Source organism: Enteroscipio rubneri (assembly GCF_002899715.1).
Taxonomy (GTDB): Bacteria; Actinomycetota; Coriobacteriia; order Coriobacteriales; family Eggerthellaceae; genus Enteroscipio; species Enteroscipio rubneri.
The window spans coordinates 96,617-118,328 of record NZ_PPEK01000008.1; the positions used below are offsets into that span (position 1 = coordinate 96,617).

The 21,712-nt window shown below is 62.9% G+C and carries 17 protein-coding genes and 1 tRNA gene; 3 read left to right on the forward strand and 15 right to left on the reverse strand.

The window, feature by feature from the left end; genetic code table 11:
* Positions 1 to 280 precede the first annotated feature (280 nt).
* From C2L71_RS07815 to C2L71_RS07870, 11 genes are all read right to left on the reverse strand, one after another.
* Positions 281 to 1,222, reverse strand: coding sequence for a TVP38/TMEM64 family protein (locus C2L71_RS07815; protein WP_239926498.1), 942 nt, complete (start codon positions 1,220 to 1,222; stop codon positions 281 to 283).
* The gene (locus tag C2L71_RS07820; protein ID WP_103265235.1) at positions 1,215 to 2,177 is read right to left on the reverse strand and encodes a PRC-barrel domain-containing protein; all 963 of its coding nucleotides are present in this window, start codon (positions 2,175 to 2,177) and stop codon (positions 1,215 to 1,217) included. Before C2L71_RS07820 ends, C2L71_RS07815 begins: the two co-directional genes overlap by 8 nt.
* Before the next feature lie 159 nt (positions 2,178 to 2,336).
* A complete protein-coding gene (locus C2L71_RS07825) occupies positions 2,337 to 2,882 on the reverse strand; it encodes a YtxH domain-containing protein (RefSeq protein WP_103265212.1) in 546 nt (181 codons plus the stop codon).
* A 185-nt stretch (positions 2,883 to 3,067) separates the two neighbouring features.
* Entirely contained in the window at positions 3,068 to 3,748 is a 681-nt protein-coding gene (locus C2L71_RS07830) for a PspA/IM30 family protein (RefSeq protein ID WP_103265213.1), read from the reverse strand.
* Positions 3,749 to 3,781: 33 nt separating this feature from the next.
* Positions 3,782 to 5,086, reverse strand: coding sequence for a hypothetical protein (locus tag C2L71_RS07835; RefSeq protein WP_129588489.1), 1,305 nt, complete (start codon positions 5,084 to 5,086; stop codon positions 3,782 to 3,784).
* A 295-nt stretch (positions 5,087 to 5,381) separates the two neighbouring features.
* Positions 5,382 to 6,371 (reverse strand): D-alanine--D-alanine ligase family protein, encoded by a 990-nt coding sequence (locus C2L71_RS07840; RefSeq protein ID WP_103265215.1) that lies wholly within the window; start codon positions 6,369 to 6,371, stop codon positions 5,382 to 5,384.
* Between the two features lie 110 nt (positions 6,372 to 6,481).
* A complete protein-coding gene (locus C2L71_RS07845; RefSeq protein WP_103265216.1) occupies positions 6,482 to 7,747 on the reverse strand; it encodes an aminotransferase-like domain-containing protein in 1,266 nt (421 codons plus the stop codon).
* Positions 7,744 to 8,181 carry a hypothetical protein gene (locus C2L71_RS07850; protein WP_239926500.1) on the reverse strand — a complete coding sequence of 146 codons (438 nt, stop codon included), beginning with the start codon at positions 8,179 to 8,181 and terminating at the stop codon, positions 7,744 to 7,746. Before C2L71_RS07850 ends, C2L71_RS07845 begins: the two co-directional genes overlap by 4 nt.
* Positions 8,168 to 8,902 carry a hypothetical protein gene (locus C2L71_RS07855; RefSeq protein ID WP_103265217.1) on the reverse strand — a complete coding sequence of 245 codons (735 nt, stop codon included), beginning with the start codon at positions 8,900 to 8,902 and terminating at the stop codon, positions 8,168 to 8,170. The genes C2L71_RS07850 and C2L71_RS07855 overlap by 14 nt, the downstream gene beginning before the upstream one ends.
* A gap of 30 nt (positions 8,903 to 8,932) precedes the next feature.
* Positions 8,933 to 10,222 carry a serine--tRNA ligase gene (gene serS, locus C2L71_RS07860; RefSeq protein WP_103265218.1) on the reverse strand — a complete coding sequence of 430 codons (1,290 nt, stop codon included), beginning with the start codon at positions 10,220 to 10,222 and terminating at the stop codon, positions 8,933 to 8,935.
* Positions 10,223 to 10,424: 202 nt separating this feature from the next.
* Positions 10,425 to 13,319, reverse strand: a complete 2,895-nt coding sequence (locus C2L71_RS07870) for a hybrid sensor histidine kinase/response regulator (RefSeq protein WP_239926502.1) — start codon at positions 13,317 to 13,319, stop codon at positions 10,425 to 10,427.
* A 140-nt stretch (positions 13,320 to 13,459) separates the two neighbouring features.
* Between C2L71_RS07870 and C2L71_RS07875 the strand changes: the two genes are divergently transcribed.
* Together C2L71_RS07875 and C2L71_RS07880 are read left to right on the forward strand one after the other, a co-directional pair.
* A complete protein-coding gene (locus C2L71_RS07875; protein ID WP_103265219.1) occupies positions 13,460 to 13,654 on the forward strand; it encodes a DUF6724 family protein in 195 nt (64 codons plus the stop codon).
* Positions 13,655 to 13,961: 307 nt separating this feature from the next.
* A complete protein-coding gene (locus C2L71_RS07880; protein ID WP_103265220.1) occupies positions 13,962 to 14,843 on the forward strand; it encodes a PfkB family carbohydrate kinase in 882 nt (293 codons plus the stop codon).
* Between the two features lie 166 nt (positions 14,844 to 15,009).
* Here C2L71_RS07880 and C2L71_RS12430 read toward each other — a convergent pair whose 3' ends face one another.
* Positions 15,010 to 16,542, reverse strand: a complete 1,533-nt coding sequence (locus C2L71_RS12430) for a helix-turn-helix domain-containing protein (protein WP_103265221.1) — start codon at positions 16,540 to 16,542, stop codon at positions 15,010 to 15,012.
* A gap of 330 nt (positions 16,543 to 16,872) precedes the next feature.
* On the opposite strand from C2L71_RS12430, the gene C2L71_RS07890 reads away from it, so the two are divergent.
* Positions 16,873 to 18,726 carry an FAD-binding protein gene (locus tag C2L71_RS07890; protein WP_170042471.1) on the forward strand — a complete coding sequence of 618 codons (1,854 nt, stop codon included), beginning with the start codon at positions 16,873 to 16,875 and terminating at the stop codon, positions 18,724 to 18,726.
* Positions 18,727 to 18,775: 49 nt separating this feature from the next.
* Here the strand turns inward: C2L71_RS07890 and C2L71_RS07895 are convergent, their stop codons facing one another.
* The 3 genes from C2L71_RS07895 to C2L71_RS07905 all read right to left on the reverse strand — a co-directional run.
* The gene (locus C2L71_RS07895; protein ID WP_103265223.1) at positions 18,776 to 20,701 is read right to left on the reverse strand and encodes a serine/threonine-protein kinase; all 1,926 of its coding nucleotides are present in this window, start codon (positions 20,699 to 20,701) and stop codon (positions 18,776 to 18,778) included.
* Between the two features lie 171 nt (positions 20,702 to 20,872).
* Positions 20,873 to 20,959 (reverse strand) — tRNA-Leu (locus C2L71_RS07900).
* A 129-nt stretch (positions 20,960 to 21,088) separates the two neighbouring features.
* Positions 21,089 to 21,712 (reverse strand): CPBP family intramembrane glutamic endopeptidase (locus C2L71_RS07905; RefSeq protein ID WP_129588490.1); only part of this gene is annotated, 624 nt, incomplete at its 5' end.

The window sequence follows — 21,712 nt, forward strand, 5'->3', positions numbered from 1 at the left end:
CGCCTCTCTCTACTGCATCTATGGCGTTTGTACCGTCATAGTACGTGCACGCCGACCACCGGGGCGGATTCGTCACAATACCGTTAACGTGTCGATGGATTCTTAAGAAGCCCGACGCACCGGCAACACGCATGCTCACGCGCCCCGCCCGCACGAGGCGCGCATGCCGCGAACCTCTGCCCGTCGCCTTCCGTCGACTCCCCGTCGTCCGCGAGATACGAGTCGATCCTACCGACCGGCCTTCGCTGTCCCAAAAAGCATTCAACATGCAAACGCAGTCTTATTTATCCTTGTTGTGCGATTTGCCGAGCAATCCCATGATACGCTCGCGGAATATGACCCCCAAAAGCGCAATGACGGCCGCTACGGCGAAGATGGCAACGCTCTCGATGATGCGGCCTTCCACCAAACCGTCGGCAGCATACGTCGAAACAACGATGCCCGGAATGCGTCCGATATTCGACAGCACCAGAAACGTCCGCATCCGCATATCCGTGAGCGGCACGAGGTAGGTGAACACATCCTTCGGTAGGCCGGGAATGAGGAACAGGACGAACACGATGATGTTGAGCTTGCCCGATTGCTCGAAGCGCCGGAACTTCTCCAGATGCTGCGTTGGCACCATGCTCTGAACAAACGGCGCACCCAGCTTGTGCACAAGCGCGAAAATGAACGCACTCGAGAAAACGCAGCCGATAAAGATGATGAGCGCGCCGAGCCACGGGCCGTACAGCATGCCAGCCGCCACCTGCACCACCTCGCCCGGGATGAACGCTACGACGATCTGCAGGAACTGCAACCCCAACAAGATGAGGAAGCCGACCGGACCCGCACCGCGCACGTCGTCGATGATGCGGTCAATGCCGCCAGGCTCAAACAGATCGTGGAAATACGGCCACAAGAGCACACAGATAAGAACCATCAATCCGAAAAAGGCGATGAGGCCGACGAATTTGAAGATATCGGCCTTCTCGATCTTGCGACCGCGAACGACTACGTGCTCTCCGTCCCCTTCATGCAGGACCCCGTCGCGATTATCGCGCGGGGTTTTCTCGCGCGGTTCCTGATCGCATTCGCGCGAAGCTTCTTTGCGCTGGGCCTCGTGGCGCCCGAGCGGCATCCCATCGCGCTCGCCGGCAGCTTTCTCGCCGGCGGTTTTTTCGTCGATGGCTTGCTCGTCGGCAGCCTGCTTCTTCTTTCCCGCGTGGAACGTATCAGTCATCTTTGCGAGCCTTATCGAATTCGTCTTTGAACGCCGAGAACATATTCTTCTTTCGAGCAGGTTTTTCGGCCGGTTTCTTCTTGGCGGCCGGCTTGGGCGCATCTGGCGTCGCCGCATCCTCCGCCTTCTCGATCGCCTGCTCGTCTTTGGAGGGCTTAGGACCACGAGCCTTGTCGTACTCCTCCTTGAAGTCCGAGAACATGGTCTTGGACTTCGCGATCTGTCGACCGGTCGCGTAGGCCCCCTTGTTCACTGCTTCGCCGGTCTTCTTGGCGGCCTCGCTTACGACGGGCTTCGCCTTGTCGACCGTGGTCTTGGCCTTGTCGACGACAACCGCCGTGGCCGCGCCTGCCTTTTCCGCCACGCCGCCTTCAGCCGCGAGCTGCTTCACCTCATTGTCCACGAGGATGGCGCCGAGCACGGGCTCGTCGTCCTGCTGGGCCTCGTCGCCCGTCTGCGCGAGGGCTGCCCCCATTCCGCGCCGGAAACCCCGTATCATATCGGATGAGATGATACGCTTGCCCAAAAGCGCGTTAGCGGTCATGCCCCCGTCGGTTTCAATAGTGTCGACCGCACCCGTGACGCAGTTGAACGTGACATTGCCCACGATGCCGAACACCTCGCCGTCTTCGGTCATCACAGGCAGGCCCACCCACAGCACGCAGCGATCCCAATCAACGCCAAGTTCCTTGCATGCCGCTCGACCGGTCGCCTCGGGCACGGGACGTACGATAATGCGCCCGTCCACGATGTCGTAGCCATTGATGGAAACGAACTGGTCCTTGCGACGGAACATCCACAGAAGGTCGGGGCGCTTCACGATGAAGCCGATGCAGCGCTTTTCCTGAGGATGGAAGACGAAGCGGCGCACTTTGCCGATGCGCTTCCTGCCATTTTTGCCGCCGAGGACGCGCACCCCCGTGAGCTCCTGCGTGGTAATGAGTTTGCTAGCCATATCCTTCTTCTCCACGGCTACGCGGCGCGTTGTCCGACGGCTTTGCCGCGGCAACCCCCAACGCTGCACTGCCGTCGCATACTCGAGAAGCGGCACGCGGCGCGGCTGAGAACATGCCGCCCGCGTTGCCGCTTCGATTCGTTCGCCTGCTTGCTCGCTCTAGGCTTGGGGCTTGTCGTCACCCGCCACCGCGTCGGCGACGTCGTCGGCCTTGTCCTTCGCCTTGTCGGCAGCATGCTGCACCGCGTCAGCCGCAACCGGAATGGTGTCGCTCACGGAATCATGGGCAGCTTCGGCGTTCTGCGCAACTTGCGAGGCGATGCGCTGTCGCGCGGCCTCGATCTTGTCGCGCAGCTCGTCGTTTTTCTGCGAGAACGCCGGCTTGATGGTGTCGGCAGCCTCCTGGACGCGCGAAGCGGCCTGTCCGTACAGCTCCTGGCCCTTGGCCTGGGCCTCCTGAGCCACCTGCTGGCCCTTGGAAGCCACATCGTGCATGACTTCCTGGCCCTTGCTCGTGGCCTCCTGGTAGGCCTGCTGCACGTTAGCGGACGCCTGGGAGCCCAGCTCCTGCGCCTCGCCCCATGCGTCGCTCATCTTTTCGGTAACCATGGCCCGCGTCTCGTTGCCCGAGCGGGGAGCGTACAGCAGCGCGACGGCGGCGCCAACCAAACCGCCGATGAGGAAAGATCCGAGTTTGTTGCCCATGTCTGCCTCCTAATTGGAATCCTGGACGTTTGTGGTGACCTCATTATAGGGGCACCTATCTAACGCCGGCATGGAAAACACGAGCGTTCTATGATTAAGTTGCTATTTCGTTGCTGAACAAAGAACGCGGCACCGCGAACGCCGGAGCATTCTCGCTCTGACCGCGACCGACCAAAGCTGCCGAGCTAAAGGCCCATTTCCTTCTTCAGTTTAGCCAGCTCGTCATCTACGGCGGCGTCAGTACCGGCGGCGGCGTACTTCGCTTCGAGCGCAGCGGCCTCGTCGACCGGCTGCTGGCTGAGCTCGTGCATGGCGTTCGCTCGGTCGAGCATCTGGTCGGCTTTCGCCTCCATGCGGTCGAAGGCGCTCACGGCGCCGGCAGCCTTGTCGGCGCCGGCCGAGAACTCGTTGACTTTATCCTGCGTCTGAGCGACGGCGACTTTCGCCTTGATGGCTTCGCGGCGACCGTTCAGCAGTTCGATGTCGCCCACCAGCTTGTCGTGCATCTGGCGCATTTTCGCGGCGTTCTCGTGCGCGGCGTCGAACGTGGTCTTGAGGCTGGCCGCTTTCGCCTCCAGCTCCTGCTTCTTGGACAAGAACGTGCGAGCATCGTCCTCATTGCCGGCAGACAGCGCTTTGCGCGCCAGGCCATCGTATTTCGCGATGTCGGAAGCGTTCTCGTCGACCAGACGCTTTGTGCGCGCCTCCTCGGCCATGACGCCCGCAGTTTCGCGTTTGACCTCTGCCAGGTTCTCGGTAAGATCGCGCAGGTACTGGTCGATCATCTTGCTGGGATCTTCTGCCTTATCGAGCAGATCGTTAATGTTTGCCTTGATGATGTCAGCGAAGCGGTCAAGCATTCCCATGTCGTTCACTCCTGTCGTTCGGTCCGGTACTGTCTATTCGTGCGCGTCGGGGGAGGTATCCCCGCGTGCGGGCATGGCTGGGCTGGTCGCGGCCCCTTGGTCGAATTCGTCGGCAACGGATGCCGCGGCGGATGCGGCCGCCGAAACGGGCACGGGCGCAACCGGAACGGCGGCAGGAGTCGCGGCGGGCGTGGCGGCTTGCGGGGCGTCGGAGGCATACTTTTTCGCAAGCTCCTCGACTTCCTCATCGCCGAACTTCTCAAGCGGGGTCCTGAGAATCTCCTCCTGGAGCTTGTGGTCGCGCTCTTCTTGTTCGCGCCGAGCGCGGAAGACGCGCACACCCACGTACACGAGCGCCGGCACGAGCACGATGGCAATGCACATAAGCGAGCCTGCGAAGTAGGTATCCTTCGCCATGATGGTCTCGCCGGTATCCGCAAACGCCTTCGAGAATATCTCCTCTTCCGAAATGGAAGGGTTCCGATAATATTTGTCGAGGTTTCCGGCTAGCACATCGATCGCCGCGTCGTCCATGATGGGCGTCACCTCATCGCCCATGGTGAAACCGCAATCGAAACCGCCCTCGCCATCGTCGCAGAACACGAGTAGGAAATGCCCTTCGTCTGAAAACAGCTTGTCGTAGTTGCTTTCGGCGAACGCCACAAGATCGGCCGATGAGCCATTCGGCAGGATGTACACGTAGGGTTGCACGCCCGTTTTCTGATAAAACGTGCGCAGGCCGCTCTCCATTTTCGATGCGTCGTGGATCCAGTCGCCATCCTCATCGGTGTAGTAGCCGGTCTCGGAAACGGAACCGGCCGACAGTGCCGTGCGCTCGATGATAGGAGTGCCGTCGATATGGAAGCCCGCACATGAGCTGACCAGCCCGGAGAACCCGGACAGCAGCAACAGGGCGGCGATGGCGATGAGTATCCAGCGTCGTTTGCGCCGCCGCGCGGCCGGATCAATCGGCTCCGGGGCTTCAGCGGGACCCGTTGCATACGCGCCCTGGTCGTACCGTCTGCCAGATGTTTCGATAACTACGGGAACGATCTGGGGGTCGCGCCGCCGGCGATGATGGAAGCCGCCTCGAGGAGGACGTCTTTCGGGCGGCGGACCGCTCGGAGCGCTGTTCGGGCGGCGCGACGGTTGCGCTTGCGAACCGCTGGGCTGGCTCGGCGACGAGCTGCCGGATGCGCTGCCGTACGACCGTCCGCCAGAGGATCGGCCACCGGAGAAGCCGCCTGACGATCGACCGCCTCCCGAAAAGCCGCCTGACGATCGACCTCCGGACGAGCGTCCGCCGTCGTTGCTGCCCCCGTCGCCCGACCTGCCCATGATAAGCCCCTCTCGCCCTTCACGATCCACGCTCGGCGCAGATAGATTCTCCACTTTCATTGTAGCATGGGCGTCGCGCGCGCCGCATGAGCGCGCAGCTTGGAAGTCGAAGATAATGAAGTGCGGGTCCGGCGAGGTCGAACCGCATGGGGAAACCTTGGCGGTGCGCGCCACGCTAGCTCGCGCTTCGGGCACCGCGTGGCGGGAAGCGCACAGGCCCCATGGCGTATCGGGACGCTCGCACGGCAATGCTGCGCTGCCGCGCTTCAATCAAAGAGCAAGCTACTTCGCCACGTTATGCGTATTGGCTGACCAGCTCGTTAAGAACGTTGGGAAGCGACAAACCTGCGGCGGCGCAGGCGGCGGGGAACAGCGAGCGCTCGGCCATGCCGGGCGACACGTTTACCTCGAAAACGCGCGCTTGGGCGCCATCCCATATAAGGTCGATGCGAGCGAGGTCGCGCACGTTATAGGCACGATACACTTCCAGCGCAGCGCGCTCGATCTCGGCGCGGATAGCCTGCGCGTCGGCTTCGTCGGGCGCGAGCGAGGCGTTGCGCACAGGCGCGAAATACTCCACGGCGCCGGGCGTCATCCGGGCCTCGGTATCGTACATGCCGCCCTTCGGCACGATCTCCACCGGCGGCAGCGCATGCGCGTCCCACCCGGTGCCGAGCACCGACACGGCCATCTCCACGCCATCGATCCACTGCTCGATTACCACGGCCTCGTCGAACGAGAGCGCATCGAGGATGGCTTCGCCCAGATCGTCGACCGAGTCCACCTTGTGCACGCCCATGGCGCTTCCGCCGTGAGCGGGCTTCACAGCAACGGGGTAACCGCCGATCACGCGCTCTTCGACCAGATCGAGCGCCGTAGCCGCACCCATGTCCTTGAACGCGTCGCGTGCCAGGTAGAGGCCCTGCGGCCACGAAGCGACCGGCGCGTCACCGGTGATGGCGCGGTAGGCGGCCATCTCGGAGTGCATGGAGTCCTTGTTCCATGCCCGTTGGCACACGCTGGATGGCGAGCCGACAAACGGTATGTCCAGGAACTCGAGCAGGCTCTGGATGGTACCGTCCTCACCGTGCTTGCCGTGCAGGGCGCTGTAGCACACGTCGGGCCGCTCGCTGCGCAGCGTGGGCACCAGGTCGCTTGTGGTGTCGAGCGGCACCACCTTGTGGCCAGCTTCTTCGAGCGCCGCGCACACGTTCCTGCCGCTGGCCAGAGAGAACTCGCGCTCGAACGACGCACCGCCCATCAACACTGCAACTTTGAGGCCCATTGTGGCTTCCTTTCGGTCCGTTCTCCCTGCTCAATCGGCAAGCCCTGAGACTGGCGCCGCGGGGAATTCTTCGGCTTCGACGACTTCGTCGCTTCCGCTGAGGATGACATTCATTCGGCTTCGATGGCGCCGGCTTCCAGGAATGCGCGATACAGCTCCAACCGGTCATTGATGACGCCGGCAAGGCGGCGAACGGCTTCGGTTATGTTCTCGGGGCTCTCATAGCAGAACGCTATGCGCATGCAGTTCTTCCCGGTCTTCCCATCGGGGAAGAAGCCGTCACCCGGCGTGTATGTCACGCCGTTCTCCAGCGCCACCGACAGCATGGAGCCCGTGTCCACGTACGATGGCAGCGCGACCCATACGAAGAAGCCGCCTTCGGGACGCGTCCACGAGGCCTCTGCCGGGAAGTGCTCGTCGAGCGCGGCCAACATGGCATCGCGCCGGACGCGGTAGGTGTCCACGAACTTCTGCAGCGTCTTCTGCCACGGCGTATCGGTGAAGTAGTGCTCCACTACCACCTGGTTGAACGCGCTACCGCAGAGGTCGGTTCCCTGCTTGACCAGATTGATCTTGGCCAGCACGCTCTTCGGAGCGGCTATCCAGCCGGTGCGCAGACCCGGTGCGAACACCTTCGACACCGTACCCAGATACACCACGCCGTCGGAGAGCGCTTTGAGCGGCAGCACGTGACCGCCCTCGTAGCGCAGGCGGCCGTAGGGATCGTCCTCCACCACCATGAAGCCGTACTCCTCGGAAAGCTCGATGAGGCGCTTGCGGCGGGCGGGCACCATGGTCACGCCGCCGGGGTTCTGGAAGTTCGGGATGGTGTAGAGGAACTTCAGGCGCGGGTTACCCTTGCCGATGCGTGCGAGCTCTTCCTCCAGCAGGTCCATGCGCATGCCCTCGTCGTCGAAGGGGATGCAACGGATGTCGGGCTCGTAGGCGGAAAACGCCTGCAGCGCGCCCAGGTAGGTGGGACCCTCGGCCAGCACGATGTCGCCCGGGTTCAGGAACGTCTTGGCAATAAGGTCGAGCGCCTCTTGAGCGCCCGTGGTTATCATGACGTTCTCGGGCTTGGCGCGCACGCCGATGTCGCGCATGAGATCGCAGAACACCTGCTTCGTCTCCACGCGGCCGTCGGTGGAGCCGTATTGCAGCGCCACGGCGCGCTCGTCGTCGCACGCGGCGCGCGCGGCCGTGCGGATGGCGGCGTGCGGCAGCAGCGACACGTCGGGCATGCCGCCGGAGAGCGAGATGATGTTGGGGTTCGACGCAGCGGCGAACAGGTCGCGCACGGCGGAAGAGCGCATCTTCACGACGCGTTCGGCAATCTTGTCGCCCGTCTGGTCAAATGTGAGGTGAGCCGTAGTCATGGCGAACAGGTTAGCACCGCGTCGTTCAAAAAATGCGTCGCGTCGCGAAAAGCCCGCAAAGCAACCAAATCGTCGGTGAAGCTCACTTCCACGCGTGCTCGGCCGGCGAACTCGTCCGTCCACTCGGTGGTACCGACGAACACCATCCCATCACCCGCACCGCGCGCAGAGGCCGCTTCCGCACGCGCTAGAAGGCTGATAACGAGGTGCTCCAGCACGTGGGGCAGCGATGTGCGCTCCAGAACCGCGCCGAACGTATCGCCATCGTCGTTGACGCACGCGTGGCTGGGAACGTCGGGGAAGGCTGCGCGAATATGATCGGCCAGCAGCGGAGACGAGCATCGCGGTGCGCCGGGCGCGACAACCACGTCGCACACCACGCGATCGGGACGCACCGTCAGCCGCTCGACCTCGATGACGCTACGCGTCTGCACCGTCGCCCGCCTCGCGCGGCACAGCCGCAGCATCATGGGACACGCGATCGAGCACCGTCACGCCTTCTCCGGATGGCGGCTCCGCGGTCGCACGTCCTTGCACGGCATCCGCCGCCTGCCCCGCCATCCAGCCGATGTCGTCGAGCAAGGTCGACCACCAGGAGTAGCCCGTGCCGTCCATGATGACAAGCTGGGAGCGGTCGAGCGAGAAGCGATAACGGCCCGACCCTGCTGCGTTTCCGAACGCGTATTCGATGGTCTTCGCTCCTGTGTCGAGCGCGTAGGGGTAGGCGACGTCCTCGGTCAGGTGGATGGACTCGCCGTCGATGACCATGGTGGCGTCCGATCCGTGCACCTGCCACTCCCCTTGCAACTCGGCCACGTCATCGTAGCGCAGCCACCGATCCCACGAAAACACGGCGCCAGCAACAAGCAGCACGCTCACGAGCGCACCTGCAACAACAAAGGGCCAGCGACGCCGACGGGCGTTCTTCACCTTCCGAGCCGAACGTACCCGATCAGCTGTTTCTTCACGAGAGTAACCAGCGACGTCGCGCCCGGCAACGCGCGCATTCGCCGTTGAGCCGCCCGCCGGCACGCGACCACCCTTCGCTGTCCGCTTCGCCGGCTGCGGACTCGGGCGCTTCGAAGCCGTGCCGCCCGCCACTACGGACGCAGGCCCCGAATTCGACTTCCCCGTACGCTTTCGCTTCTGTACCACCCGCGTTTCGACTCCTCGACCGCGACGCGCCTATTCGGGCGCGATAACGTCGACGCCGCCCATGTAGGGCACCAGCACGTTGGGCACCTTGATGGAGCCGTCGGGCTGCTGGTAGTTCTCGATGACGGCGGCCATCGTGCGGCCCACCGCCAGGCCGGAGCCGTTCAGCGTATGGACGTAGCGCGAGCCCTTGAAGTTCGCGGGGTCGCGGTACTTGATGTTCGCGCGGCGCGCCTGGAAGTCCGTGCAGTTCGAGCACGACGAGATCTCCTTGTAGCCGTTGTACGACGGCAGCCACACCTCGAGGTCGTACGTCTTGGCGGCCGAGAACCCGATGTCGCCCGTGCACAGGCTGATCACGCGGTACGGCAAGCCCAGCAGCTGCAGGATGTTCTCGGCGTCGGCCACCATGGCCTCCAGGTCGTCGAAGCTCTCCTCGGGCTTAGCGTACTTCACCATCTCCACCTTGTCGAACTGGTGCACGCGGATGAGCCCGCGCGTGTCGCGGCCGGCGCTGCCCGCCTCCTCGCGGAAGCACGGGGTGAACGCGCAGTACTTGAGCGGCAGCTGGCTGGCGTCCAACACCTCGCCCGCATGGATGTTCGTCAGCTGCACCTCGGCCGTGGGGATGAGGTAGAGGCCCTCGGTGGTGTGGAACAGGTCCTCCTCGAACTTCGGCAGCTGGCCCGTGCCGGTGAGCGTCTCGGCGTTGGCCATGGCCGGGCACCACCATTCCTTGTAGCCGCGCGACGCGTGCGTGTCGGCCATGAAGTTGATGAGGGCGCGCTCCAGGCGGGCGCCCAGACCGCCCAGCAGGATGAAGCGGCTCGCGGCCAGCTTCACCGCGCGCTCGAAGTCGATGATGCCCAGCTCGGGGCCCAGGTCCCAGTGCGGCTTCATCTCGAATCCCTCGGCGGCGAAATCGCGCGGCGTACCCCAGCGGCGTACCTCGGGGTTGTCGTCCTCGTCGTCGCCCACGGGCGTGGAGTCGGCCGGCATGTTCGGCGTGCCCAGCAAGAGCTCGCGCAGGGCCTCGTCGGCCGCTTCGCGATCCTTGCCGATAACGGCCAGCTCGTCGTTGATGGCGCGCACGCGCTCCTTGGCGGATTCGGCCTCGTCCTTCCGGCCGGCGGCCATCATCTGGCCGATCGACTTCGACGTGGCGTTGCGCTCGGCCTGCAGCGCCTCCTCCTTCGCGATGGCGGCGCGACGGGTCTCATCGAGCTCGGAGAAGCGCGACGCGTCCCACGAAGCATGGCGGTTCTTCATCGCCTCGGCGACGGCTTCTTGGTTGTCGCGGACAAATTTAATGTCGAGCATGGTGGCGCTCCCTCTCGGTCGGATTCACTGTTCGGCCCAGTATACCGCACGCCCGACAAGCTCCGAGACACCTTCACGCCGACGGCATGTTCGCGCACGCTTTTCATAAGCACGAATAGCACCGCTCGGCATGAACGATCTGCCGGCTTTTTATCTTGCCGGGTCGGCACAGCCCCCGTATCGGTTCAAAATCCATCGGCGCTCATGCCCTGCCCTCGTCCGCGCGGCGCTTGCGGACGAGACGCACAATAGCGGACAGAACCTGCCTCATATCGATGGGCTTTGACAAGTGCATGTCCATGCCGCTCGCCAATGAGGCCCGCACGTCATCGGAAAACGCGTTCGCCGACATGGCTATGATAGGAACGCTTGCCGCGTCGGGACGATCAAGTGCGCGGATGCACCGCGTAGCCTCGTAGCCATCGCGGCGTGGCATCTGCACATCCATGAGCACGGCATCGTAGGTCCCTACGGGAGACGCTTCGAACAGGCCGCATGCCTTCTCGCCATCAACCGCGCGGTCCACCACCAACCCCGACTCCGAAAGCAACTCGCACGCTATTTCTGCATTGAGGTCGTTATCCTCGGCTAGGAGAACGCGTAGGCCTCTGAGCTCTCCACGGTCGATCGCCGGCGGCGGACCGACACGTTCCGAAGTAAGCGATACGTCAGAGGGCGCGCCGCCGCTCTTCGGCAGCACGCCAAAGTCGGGTCCTGCGCCTCTCGAGCTGCCGGGCGCATCGCCGCCAGCGAAAGCGCCGCATGCGCCGCCGCTTCCGCACTTCGCTCCATGCGTTCCGCGCGCGGAGCCGTCAGGCCCATCGGGCGACACCGCACTGGAGACGTTCCGGCGCTTCTCGCCTGAGTCGCCCTGGCTCCTCGCATTCCCCTCGCCCTGCATCGTCCCACCTGCGTCGAAGAATCCTTCGGCCTCTTCAAACGCTTTGCGCTCCGCCTCCAATGCGATGCGCAAATTGAGCGTGACAGTGAACGTGGAACCATGGTCGAGCTCGGATTCCACGTTCAGACTGCCGCCCATCATCGTAACGATGTTGCGCACAATGGACATGCCCAGGCCCGTTCCCTGCTCGCGCGAGCGGCCTTCCATGGTGAACGGTTCGAACACGTGCTCTAGGAATTCTTTCGACATGCCGATCCCATTGTCGGATACGACGAACGTGAGCTGCCGGTACCCCATAACGGCACCGGGCGCGATATTCGTGTCGAACTCGATGCGCCCGCCTTCGGGCGTATACTTCACGGCATTCGTGAGCAGGTTGATAAGCAGTTGCTTCATGCGCACCGGATCGCCCACGAACACGCAAGACGCGTGATCGGGCACGGACACGGTAAGCTTCTGGCCCTTCTGCTCGCTCTGGACGCGCGCCACTGTGATCGCATGGGCAAGGACGCTGGCAAGCCGAAAGGGTTCGCTGGAGAAGGTCATCTTCCCGTTCTCGATTTTCGAAATGTCCAGCACATCGTTGATGAGGCCGAGCAAGTGGTCGGATGCCGCACCAATCTTGACAAGGCACGCCCTCATCTTCTCAACGTCGTCGAGCGATCCGTGCGCAATCTGCAGCATGCCGATGATAACGTTCATGGGCGTGCGGATTTCGTGGCTCATGCGAGAAAGAAATTCGGATTTCGCTTCGTTCGCAGCTTCGGCTGCATGCATGGCGTCTTTCATAGAAAGCTGAATCGCCTTCTCGGCGGTCTTGTCCTGCAGCACGACAAGCAGCTGGTGTTTACCGTCGAATATAAGCGGGCTGACCGAATACCCCACCCATTGCTCGCGGCCGTTCCGAGCACAGAAGAAAGGGATCTCGCCGCGCTCGGCCGACTCGATCCGCCCCGTGCGGATGCGATCGAACAAGGCCGCGTCGGCATCCGAAAGTCCGATGGCGGCAGACAGTCGCTCGTCGTGCAGAAAGTCGGTCAGCCGGTAGCCGATGATATCGGCCGCCTTTTCCACAATGGGCGTCACCTTCCCGTCCGCTGGAGAGTACAGGTTGACGGCCAAGTCGATGCTCTCCGAAAGCGCGTCGTAGAGTTGGGACATCATGGCTACGTGGCGCTCGCGCAAGCGCTTGCGATACGCCGAGATAACCAGGAGACCCACCGCCGCCAAACAAGCGAGCATGATCAATATCACGACCAGAAACGACGTCGTCACGAAGGACGCTTCGGCTCGCACGTTCTCCATGGGCACGATTCCGCATGCATACCACCATCCCGTGCCCACCGGCGCAACGCATACATAGCTGGCCTTGCCATCGACCGCGGCTGTGGTCAGACCCGAATGCTTTTGCGCCACAGCATCTTCCAGTCCGCGCAGGTCGCTTCCCATGTTCGCCGTCATGACGAGCAGCGCTTCGCTCGCTTCTTCCGACGAGTCGAACATTTCCGGCGCTTCATAGCGCGCTGCCTCGTCCAGAAAATCGAACAGCGACATGCGCTCGCCGATGGGCGTTTTGGTAGGCTCGTCCGGCGAAACGAGAATCTCTCCCGTCCGAGCCTCGAACAACATAAAGTACCCGCGTCCGTCGAACATATTCAGTTTCGCCGGCATCGTGAACAGATCGAGCGGGATCTCCACATACAGCGCGCCCGATTGCTGCCCGTCCAAGAACAACGGTCGCTGGGCCAAACGCACGCGCACGCCTTCGTTGTTCACGAACGTGTCCGAATAAGCTTGCGTGCCCTGCGAAAGCGCAGTCTCTTCTTGCCCGAGCACCTCGGAGGAGAACGGCGTGCCGTCTTCGAGAAAGCCCTGACCGGTCAAGTCGACGGCAGCAACGTGAGCGAACCCGTTGCGCTGCTTCAGCGCGTTGAGTGCTGGGACGAGCTCGGCCGGATCAGACGACTGCACAGCAAACGCACCAAGGGCGTTTTGCTTCATCGCCATGCGGTCGGCCACGTTCGACGCCGCTTGCTCCGTGAAGGCGAGCACCTGGTTCTCGGCGCTTTGGTTGAGCTTATGGTCGATGAACTGCATAAGGGCCAGCACAACGCTGGCCCCCAGTATGATGCACACGATAGCGGCGACCGCATTCGATGTCCTCCGACCTCGACCGCCCCTGCTCACAGCGCACATGAGCGACTCCTCCGATACGTAGAATAAGGGAATTGCCGAACCGCCCTGGCGGATTCGGCCGGGCATAGTATACTCTAGCGCAGCAAGAAGACCGCCCGCGCTCGTTACGTCGGGCCGGAGCATGAGATAACGAGGTAGCTATGGATTTCGGCGCACTGTACCATTTCTTGTTTGAGACATACGCAGGGCTCGGATGCCTCGTGGGTATCGGAATCGTGGCGAGCCTGATAGCATGCGTCATCATGGAACGAAGAACGCGTAAAACCTTCATCGATCGCGAAGCCGATGAAGACGATTGGTCGTTCTTCGACGATGACGACGAAGAAGGCAAGTAAGCCCGTCGTTCGATCGAAGATCAAGGCTCTCTGGCAGACGAAAGCGGCTTAAATCGTCGTTTTGCCCGGCAATCCGTTTTCAATTCGTCAACCGAACTCGCATGTCTCCCATTCCTACACGATCATACAATGCAGCGCTCACAGGAGGTTCCGCGGATCCGCCGGCCTCAACGAGCTACGAATGCGCGAGCCGTAGGTTGGGCTGCAGCAGCATACAAGAGGCAAGCGAAACGAATTTGGATGCAAGGCGCAAGCGCGACGAATTTGGACTTTCAATCTGATGCAACACGGGAAAGGAATGCAGCTTATGAACGAGAACGGTGCCACCCTGTACGCCCGCGAAGGCGCCTACATCCCCCGCGTGGCCGCCGTGCACGACCTGTGCGGCTACGGCAAGTGCTCGCTGGGCGTGGCCATCCCCGTGCTGTCGGCCGCGGGTTGCGACGTGTGCCCCGTCCCCACCGGCCTGTTCTCGTCGCACACGGCGTTCCCCGGCTGGTACATGCACGACACCACCGACATGCTGGCCGACTACCTGGCGGCGTGGAAGAACATCGGCGTGAAGATAGACGCCGTGTACTCAGGCTTCCTGGGCGCGCCGGAGCAGGTGGAGCGCATCCGCGACCTGTACGCCCTGTACCCCGCCGCGCTGCGCGTGGTTGACCCGGTGATGGCAGACCACGGCAAGGTGTACCCCACCTACACGCCGGAGCTCTGCGATGCCATGGCCGAGTTGGCCTGCGGCGCCGACATCCTCACGCCGAATTTGACGGAGGCTGCCATCATCTTGGGCGAGCCCATCGGCGACGAGTGGGCCGGCACGGACATCTCGGATGCGGAGGCGCACCGCCTGGTGGACGCCCTGGTGGCAAAGGGCGCGAAGCACGTGGTGCTGAAGGGCATCCAGCGCGAGGGCGAGACGTGCATCCGCAACTTCGTGGGCGGCGCCGACATGGAAACCGTAGAGGTGCACAACGAGTACCTGCCCTACATGCTGCACGGCACGGGAGACCTGTACGCGTCGTGCCTGCTGGCAGCCGTCATGGCGGGCCGCCCGCTGGAAGAGGCCGTGCGCTTCGCCGGCGACTTCGTGCACGACGCCATGATTGTGAGCGCCCAGCAGCCCGAGTTCCGCGATCGCGGCGTGAGCTTCGAGCCCCTGCTGGGGAAGGTGTGCGAGTTGCTATAGCTGGGTGAATGCGCATTCGGGAATTCTGACCTGGTAAAAGGCAGGTTTCGAGCAGCTTCATCTGCAGCGGGAACGACAAGAAGGCTGCACAGCAGCGCAGAACTCAAGGATATTGCAAAACGCTCGGAAGGCAGCGCCCGCGAGGGGGACCCCGACACGCTCAAGCTCACTCAGGACGAGAGGGTGCTCGGACCATGTTCGCTGCCGCTGCGTCAAGCTCCACGTCGAACAGCTCCATAAGCTCCGTGCGCGAATGGACGCCGAACTTCTGATAGATGTTGCGAATGTGGAAACGCACGGTGTTCTCCGACACAAACAGGAGCTTGGCGATGGTCTTTGGCGCGCGGCCTTGGCGCAGGTGGTCGAGCACCTCGCGCTCCCGCACCGAAAGGTTGGCCTGTTCTATCAACACCTGCGCGCGCTCAGACGCCCGAACGCCGTCCGCCTCGGACGCGCCGCTCTCGTTTGCGCCGCCCGTAACCACAGGGGCATCCAGCGTATCGGCGGCTCTCGCCTTGGGCGCACCCCGTCTGCCACCCCCTTCTTTCACGAGGTTCTTATCCTTGAACAATACCAGCGTGGCAATGAGGATAAGGTAGACCGCCACGAGCGCCAGGATGGTGAGCGCAATATCGCCGGGTTCAAGGTAGCCGATGTAGAAAAACGCGAAGAAGAGTCCTGCGAAGTTCGCGCCCATCACGACAAGCTGCATGATGCAGAACACCTTGAGTGGGCTCGCTTCCTCAGAGCGGTACTCTTCGGCGATGAGGCAGTAGAAGATAATGTTCGTGAACGTGAAACCCACCTGCACGAACGAATTCACCATACCGCGCCCGATGGCGTCCCAGGCAAGCGGGAGAAGCAAGAAGCCCAGAGCCGACAAGGGCAGGATGAACTTATAGAGCCGCGGCACCTGGAACGCTTGGGGCGCCAGCAGGGCGGGCAGCAGCAGGATGCCGTTCAGCGAGAACATGATGACGAAGGCGGTCCGCTGGTAGGTTTCGAGCGAAATATTCTCCTGACCCGTCACGTTCATCATGAGACCGGCCATGAAGGCCATGAGCGCCACGCCGACAAGTGGGCGACCGAGGTGCCGGAACGCTCGACGGTCAGCCGATGGATCGACAAGCCGCTCAGCGCGCGCGGAATGCTCGCCAGAGCGCAGGGCGCGCACGCAACAGGCGAGCGCCGCAAAGTACGACGCCACAGCCACAACCCACGGTACAGGCGCAGGAAGAAACGTTGTCGCGATGTACAGTACGGCGGCCACCACCGTTGCTCCGACCAGAAACACGTAGCTCGACCGGATGGGAAGCGCGCTGACGAACGTGAACCACAGCACGATAGCGAACGCATCCCCCGCGCCGATCCACACGCCGCTGGCAAAAAACCAGGGCAGCAGCACCTCGATGTGCGCCACCGCAGTGAGCTGAAAGACGATGGCCATGATGGCGAATCCGACTAGCGCGCAAGCCGCCGAGGCCGCCACCGATGCCGCCAGCGGAAGCTGGCGCTTGCGACGTACAAGGAGCACGGTCACCGCAGCAAGCCCCACCATGCGGCCCAGAATGATGAAGAACAGGTAGAGCGCCTTGGGCAGATAGCCGATCTCTACAACCGAGGAGATGGTGGTGGGCGAGACGAACGTCGTGCAGACGTACACAGAGTACAGCACAAATCCGGCGAAGGCCACCGCCATGCCGGAAGACCGTTTCCTCACGTCAGTTCGCACCGACTCCCCTCCCCACAAGCCCTTATGTCAAACGATACTACCACACCGCCCCGACAGCAACCTATCAGGTTTTGATAGGCTGCGCGCGACCCGCAGCCAAAACCATACCGGATGGATAGCGACTTCACGCGCAACCTGCGCAATCATACGGGCGACGGCGCTGCCGCAGGGGATCATGACCACAGGGAAGCGGCTGCGTGCTCTACCCGATGCACTCGCGACATCATGCCGCAGGATGCACGGTACTGGGCCGATAGCCACAAGGCTCGCGCCGAAATCACAAGGAAAGGATGCACCATGGAACATGCAATCGATCGACGGAACTTCCTCAAAGGCGCTCTAGCCACCGGAGCACTCGCCGCAGGCGGCGCCGCGCTGGCTGGCTGCAGCCCCGCGAAGCCCGAAGAAGGCGGAAGCGCCGGCAACACGACGGACGCCGGAGCCCTTCCCAAGGGGTATGAGTGTGCAGAGGACTGGTTGGGCGAGAAGCCGGTCGTAGACGAGGGCGACATTGCCGAGACGAAGGATTACGATGTGGTGGTGTGCGGCGGCGGCAACGCCGGCGTGCAGGCTGCGCTTGCCGCGGCTCAGGAAGGCGCGAAGGTGGCCGTGCTGGAAATCCAGCCGGAAGCTTCCTGGGTGCAGCTGGGCAACGATATCTGCGCGTTCAACGCGCAGTGGCTCGTAGAAAAAGGCTATGGTCCCTACAAGGTGGGCGATATCGTGGCCGAGTTTATCCGCCGCGGAGGCGGGCGCGTCAGCGCCGAGATCATCCGCAAGTTCGTGGCGAACTCCGGCGACATGCTGGACAACATCATCGCGCAGATCCCGGAGACCTCCAACCTGTTCGACCTTGAGACCGGCCAGGCCCAAATCCAGGTGGCTTACAACATGCCTGACGGCAGCTACTATCCCTTCGAGCGCGGCGGTTTCAAGTCCTGGGCCACGACCATCCAAAACCTCAGCACCAAGAATCCAACGCCGGTCTGCGGGCGCGAGGACGTATCGCGCATGACCGAAATAGCGCTGTACTGCAAAGACGCCGCCGAAAAGCTAGGTGCCGAGTACTTCTTCGAGACCGACGTCACGGTGCTCGAGCAGAATGACGCGGGCGACGTGACGGGCGTCATCGCGAAAGGACCGGACGGATACGTGCGCTACAACGCCGCGAAGGGCGTCATCCTGGCCACCGGCGACTTCGGCGCAAATCCCGACATGGTAGTAAACCTGTGCACCGACATCAACGAGCAGTCGCTGCGCTGCGACATCCCTCGCGAGGAGATGACCGGCGAGAGCAACAACAAGGGCACCGGACACAAGCTGGGCTGCTGGGCAGGCGGCTTCATCGAGCAGGCGCCGCGCCCCTGCATGAACACCAACGGCGGCAACGCGGGTCCGTGGGGCACCACGCCGTTCCTGTGGCTCAATGACTACGGCAAGCGCTTCATGAACGAAGCTATGACGCCCTACATCAAGCCCACCACGCTCAAGCAGCCGCGCGGCATTCTGGCCACCATCTGCGACTCCAAGTACATGGACGTTATGAAGCAGTGCTCGACCGACCACTTCTCCCCCAACTGGGGCGCAGCGGGCGTCGACATCATCAAGATCATGGATCGTATGGAAGAGCAGATGCAGTCTGCCGTCGGGAAAGGAGCGGAAGGCGTCAGCGTCGACGGCGTGTACGTCATCGAATACGACAACACGATGCCCGACCAGGTGTACGCTGCCGATACCATCGACGAGCTGCTGGATTACCTGGGCTACGAGGGCGATGCCAAGAAGGAAGCGCTCGCCACTATCGAGCACTACAACGAGATGTGCCATGCTGGCGAAGACTCCGACTTCGGCAAGGACAGCGTGTTCATGAGCGCTATCGAGAACCCGCCGTTCTTCGGATCGGCGCAGCCGAATACCGGACGCGGCTACGTCGGCCTCGTCAGCCTATGCGGCATGGTGACCGACGACAATCTTAACGTGCTCTCCTCCGACCTGAAGACTCCCATCAAAGGCCTGTATGCAGTGGGCAACTGCCTGGGCCAGCGTTTCGGCAACGCCTATTCCACGCCAGCCGCCGGCAGCTCCGTCGGCATGGCGCTCACGCACGGCTACGTTGCAGGCAAGATCGTTGCCGGAGGAACGGTGAAGTAAAGCCATCTCCCGCGGGAAGCTGCCCTCCCTCCCTGGCAGCTTCCCGCTTCTACCCCTCGTCACCTGCAAGCGCAACGTCATCGTACGCATATTCATCCGGACAGGTTTCGACGAATACGCACGCGACCAGCACCAAGACCGACGATCCAAGCGTAACGAGCAGATCGGGCAGAGCGGGAGCCTGGGCCGTCGCGCCGGTCACGTACCCGGCGGCAAAAAGCCCGCCCAGCAGAAGCGCCCCGGCGGCAATCGTGCCCAGCGCCGCAAACGCGCGCGTCTTCCGCAGCCGAAACACGCTGAGCACAAGCACCGCCACGAACCAGCTGGCGACCATGCACCAGTAGGCAGGCTGCACGAGGAGGGCGTACATGCCTGCCTGAATGTCGACTCCGGCGAAATCCATGTGCGCGAACGCTTCCCACCCCAAGAGTGTCTGAGAACCGCATGCCGCCAGCAGCGTAGCGACAAGCACGCAAAACGCCGTCGTCGCAATCGCACGAGCCGGACGAAGGCAGAAACCGGCTGCAAGCGGCGCAATCGGACCTAGTCCCACAGCTCCGGCAAGCGCAGGCGCGAAGGCGACATTCGCGGCGGCATCGCCTTTGCGGCCCGCACCGTACCACCAGGCTGCGGTCGCCGCCAGCAGGACGCATCCCGCAGCGGGCGCATCGCGCACGATAAAAGCGGCCGCAAGCGCGACGTACGCAAGCAAAGCGCCCAGGTGAGGCTTGAGCGCGCCGGCGAGCGCGATGAGGGCAAGCAGCCCCCAGAACACCGGCCCTTGCATCTCGTTCGGCACGGGAACGTTCGACAGCGCCAAGAGCGCGACGAGCGCGCTCCCGGCCGCACCCAGCACATGAGCTGCGATCATGCGCTGGCGCCACGTGACGCGCTCGTTCAAGGGAACGCGGTCGACCGGCGCTTCCTCAAGTGCGCGCCCGTCCTCTTCGTTGTCCATCCGGGCCTGTCCCACCAGGGCGGCCAGCTCCCGCACGCCGCGCTTCGGATCCCCCAAAAAAGGTTCCAACTCTTCAGCGAAATCCGTCACGTTGTCGTAGCGTTCTTCGCGGTCAGGGTCGAGCGCGTAGAAGATAACGTCGTCGGCCGCCGCATCGAGCTCGTCCCAGCACAACGACGGCAGCACGAGTTCGGCATCTTCGATGCTCGCTTCCGCACGCGCCAGGTCGGGCGCCAAGAAGGGATTCTCTCCCGCCAGCATTTCGTAGACAACCGAGGCAAGCGCCCATTCGTCGCAGCGAGCGTCCAGGCTCTCCTGCCGCATCTGCTCGAGCGGCATGTAGCCGATGGTTCCCCCGCCCGCAACGCCGAAGCCGGACGCATCCGCCAGCGTAGCCAGGCCGAAGTCGGTTACCTTCACCTGTCCCTGTCGGTTGATGAGCACGTTGTCCGGTTTAATGTCCAGGTGAAGAACCTGGTTGTCGTGCGCCACCTCGAGCGCATGGGATACAGCCGCGAACACGGCCGCCACGATATCGAGCGTGAGATGCTCGTCGTAGCGCCGCAAAAGCTGCGTGAGCGTCATGCCCTCCACGTACTCCATGATGAGGTAGGCCGTTGATCCCTGTACCTCGAAGTCGTAGACAGCCACGATGCTCGCGTCGCTCAACATGGCAGCGGTCCGAGCCTCGTCGAGACCCGGCACATGCGCGAGCGAGCGCACGAACGGCTCCGCGTTTTCTTTATCGAAGGCCCCAGACCCCTCGCATCCGTCGTCTTCGAACCCTTCCTCCGCGAATCCGGCGCCTTCGTCCCACGAGGCTTGGGGCGCGCGCATTGCATCGGCACCAGGAAGGGCTGCACGCGCCGCATCCGCTTCGTCGAGCTCGATGATCTTGATGGCGACTTTTCGCTGGATGCGCGTATCCCAGGCAACCTGTACCGTGCCGAATCCACCTGAGCCCGCCTCGACGATGGGCCGGTATCGTTGTAATATGAGCTGCCTGTTGCCTACCATGCGCCTATTATAGGGCAATGCCCCGAATCGCGACGTTGCGGCTGCTCGCCAACATGCGCAGGATGCGCGCTCGCAATGCAACCTATGCGCCCCAGGAGGGGTGCAAAGGCGTTCTTCAAGGTATGAAAAAGAAACCCCACGTTTTTGACGTGGGGTTTCTTTAAAAACCAGTGGTGCGGGTGAAAGGACTTGAACCTTCATGAGATTGCTCTCATACGGACCTGAACCGTACGCGTCTGCCAATTCCGCCACACCCGCATTCGCTTTCCGACCTCGGTCGAAAGCAAGAACAGATGATACAGGAGTTGACCAGCCGATGCAAGGCCGAAAATACTTCTCTGACGCAAAAGATCGGATTGGTCGCGCTGCAGGAGGCGGGTTCACGAATCAGGGGGGTCCGCACGATCCCTCGCGAGGACTTCCGAAGGTGTGCGCGGCGGCGAGAGCCGGCGGGATGAGCAGAAGCACCGTCGTTGCGAGCAGCGCAAGATCGGCGGGACTTCCTGTAACGTAGGTGGACGAAAGGCCGCTCGTCACAAGCACGGGACCGGTATACATCAGGTTGAACAAGCCATGCACGCCCGCAACCGTCCAAAGGCTGCCCGTGCGCATGAAGAGCGCCGCCATGAAGAATCCGAACAAGCCCGCCTGCACGGGCTTGAGCGCAAACTGCGCCCAAGCGACGGCGCTTCCCGCCGCGGCTGCGTCCACCGCCGACACATGCAGGATGCCGAACAATGCCGACGAAGCAATCGCCGCTTTGAGCATACCCCGCGGCCATGGGCCCGCGGATTTGAAAGCGATCGATCCGGAAACGGTCGCGTCGTAGCCGTTTCGCCGACCCGTGCCGAAAGCGAGCGCGAAAGCATCGAGTGCGAGTACGCGGAACACCCCTTCCTCGAACACCCCGGTAAACAGGCACAGCAGAGCAACTGCCGCAACGCGAAAGGTAAGGCCAGGCGCGACGCCCGCACCTCCCGACACCGCATCGCCCACCGCCCCAGCGGGCTC

Coding starts and splice junctions, on each gene's coding strand:
- C2L71_RS07870 (WP_239926502.1), bottom strand. CDS start 13,319: ATGTGCGCTGTGAGCAGGGGCGGTCGAGGTCGGAGGACATCGAATGCG.
- C2L71_RS07845 (WP_103265216.1), bottom strand. CDS start 7,747: ATGACTACGGCTCACCTCACATTTGACCAGACGGGCGACAAGATTGCC.
- C2L71_RS07840 (WP_103265215.1), bottom strand. CDS start 6,371: ATGGGCCTCAAAGTTGCAGTGTTGATGGGCGGTGCGTCGTTCGAGCGC.
- C2L71_RS07895 (WP_103265223.1), bottom strand. CDS start 20,701: ATGGTAGGCAACAGGCAGCTCATATTACAACGATACCGGCCCATCGTC.
- C2L71_RS07825 (WP_103265212.1), bottom strand. CDS start 2,882: ATGGGCAACAAACTCGGATCTTTCCTCATCGGCGGTTTGGTTGGCGCC.
- C2L71_RS07835 (WP_129588489.1), bottom strand. CDS start 5,086: ATGGGCAGGTCGGGCGACGGGGGCAGCAACGACGGCGGACGCTCGTCC.
- C2L71_RS07890 (WP_170042471.1), top strand. CDS start 16,873: ATGGAACATGCAATCGATCGACGGAACTTCCTCAAAGGCGCTCTAGCC.
- serS (WP_103265218.1), bottom strand. CDS start 10,222: ATGCTCGACATTAAATTTGTCCGCGACAACCAAGAAGCCGTCGCCGAG.
- C2L71_RS12430 (WP_103265221.1), bottom strand. CDS start 16,542: ATGGCGGTGGCCTTCGCCGGATTTGTGCTGTACTCTGTGTACGTCTGC.
- C2L71_RS07815 (WP_239926498.1), bottom strand. CDS start 1,222: ATGACTGATACGTTCCACGCGGGAAAGAAGAAGCAGGCTGCCGACGAG.
- C2L71_RS07830 (WP_103265213.1), bottom strand. CDS start 3,748: ATGGGAATGCTTGACCGCTTCGCTGACATCATCAAGGCAAACATTAAC.
- C2L71_RS07875 (WP_103265219.1), top strand. CDS start 13,460: ATGGATTTCGGCGCACTGTACCATTTCTTGTTTGAGACATACGCAGGG.
- C2L71_RS07820 (WP_103265235.1), bottom strand. CDS start 2,177: ATGGCTAGCAAACTCATTACCACGCAGGAGCTCACGGGGGTGCGCGTC.
- C2L71_RS07880 (WP_103265220.1), top strand. CDS start 13,962: ATGAACGAGAACGGTGCCACCCTGTACGCCCGCGAAGGCGCCTACATC.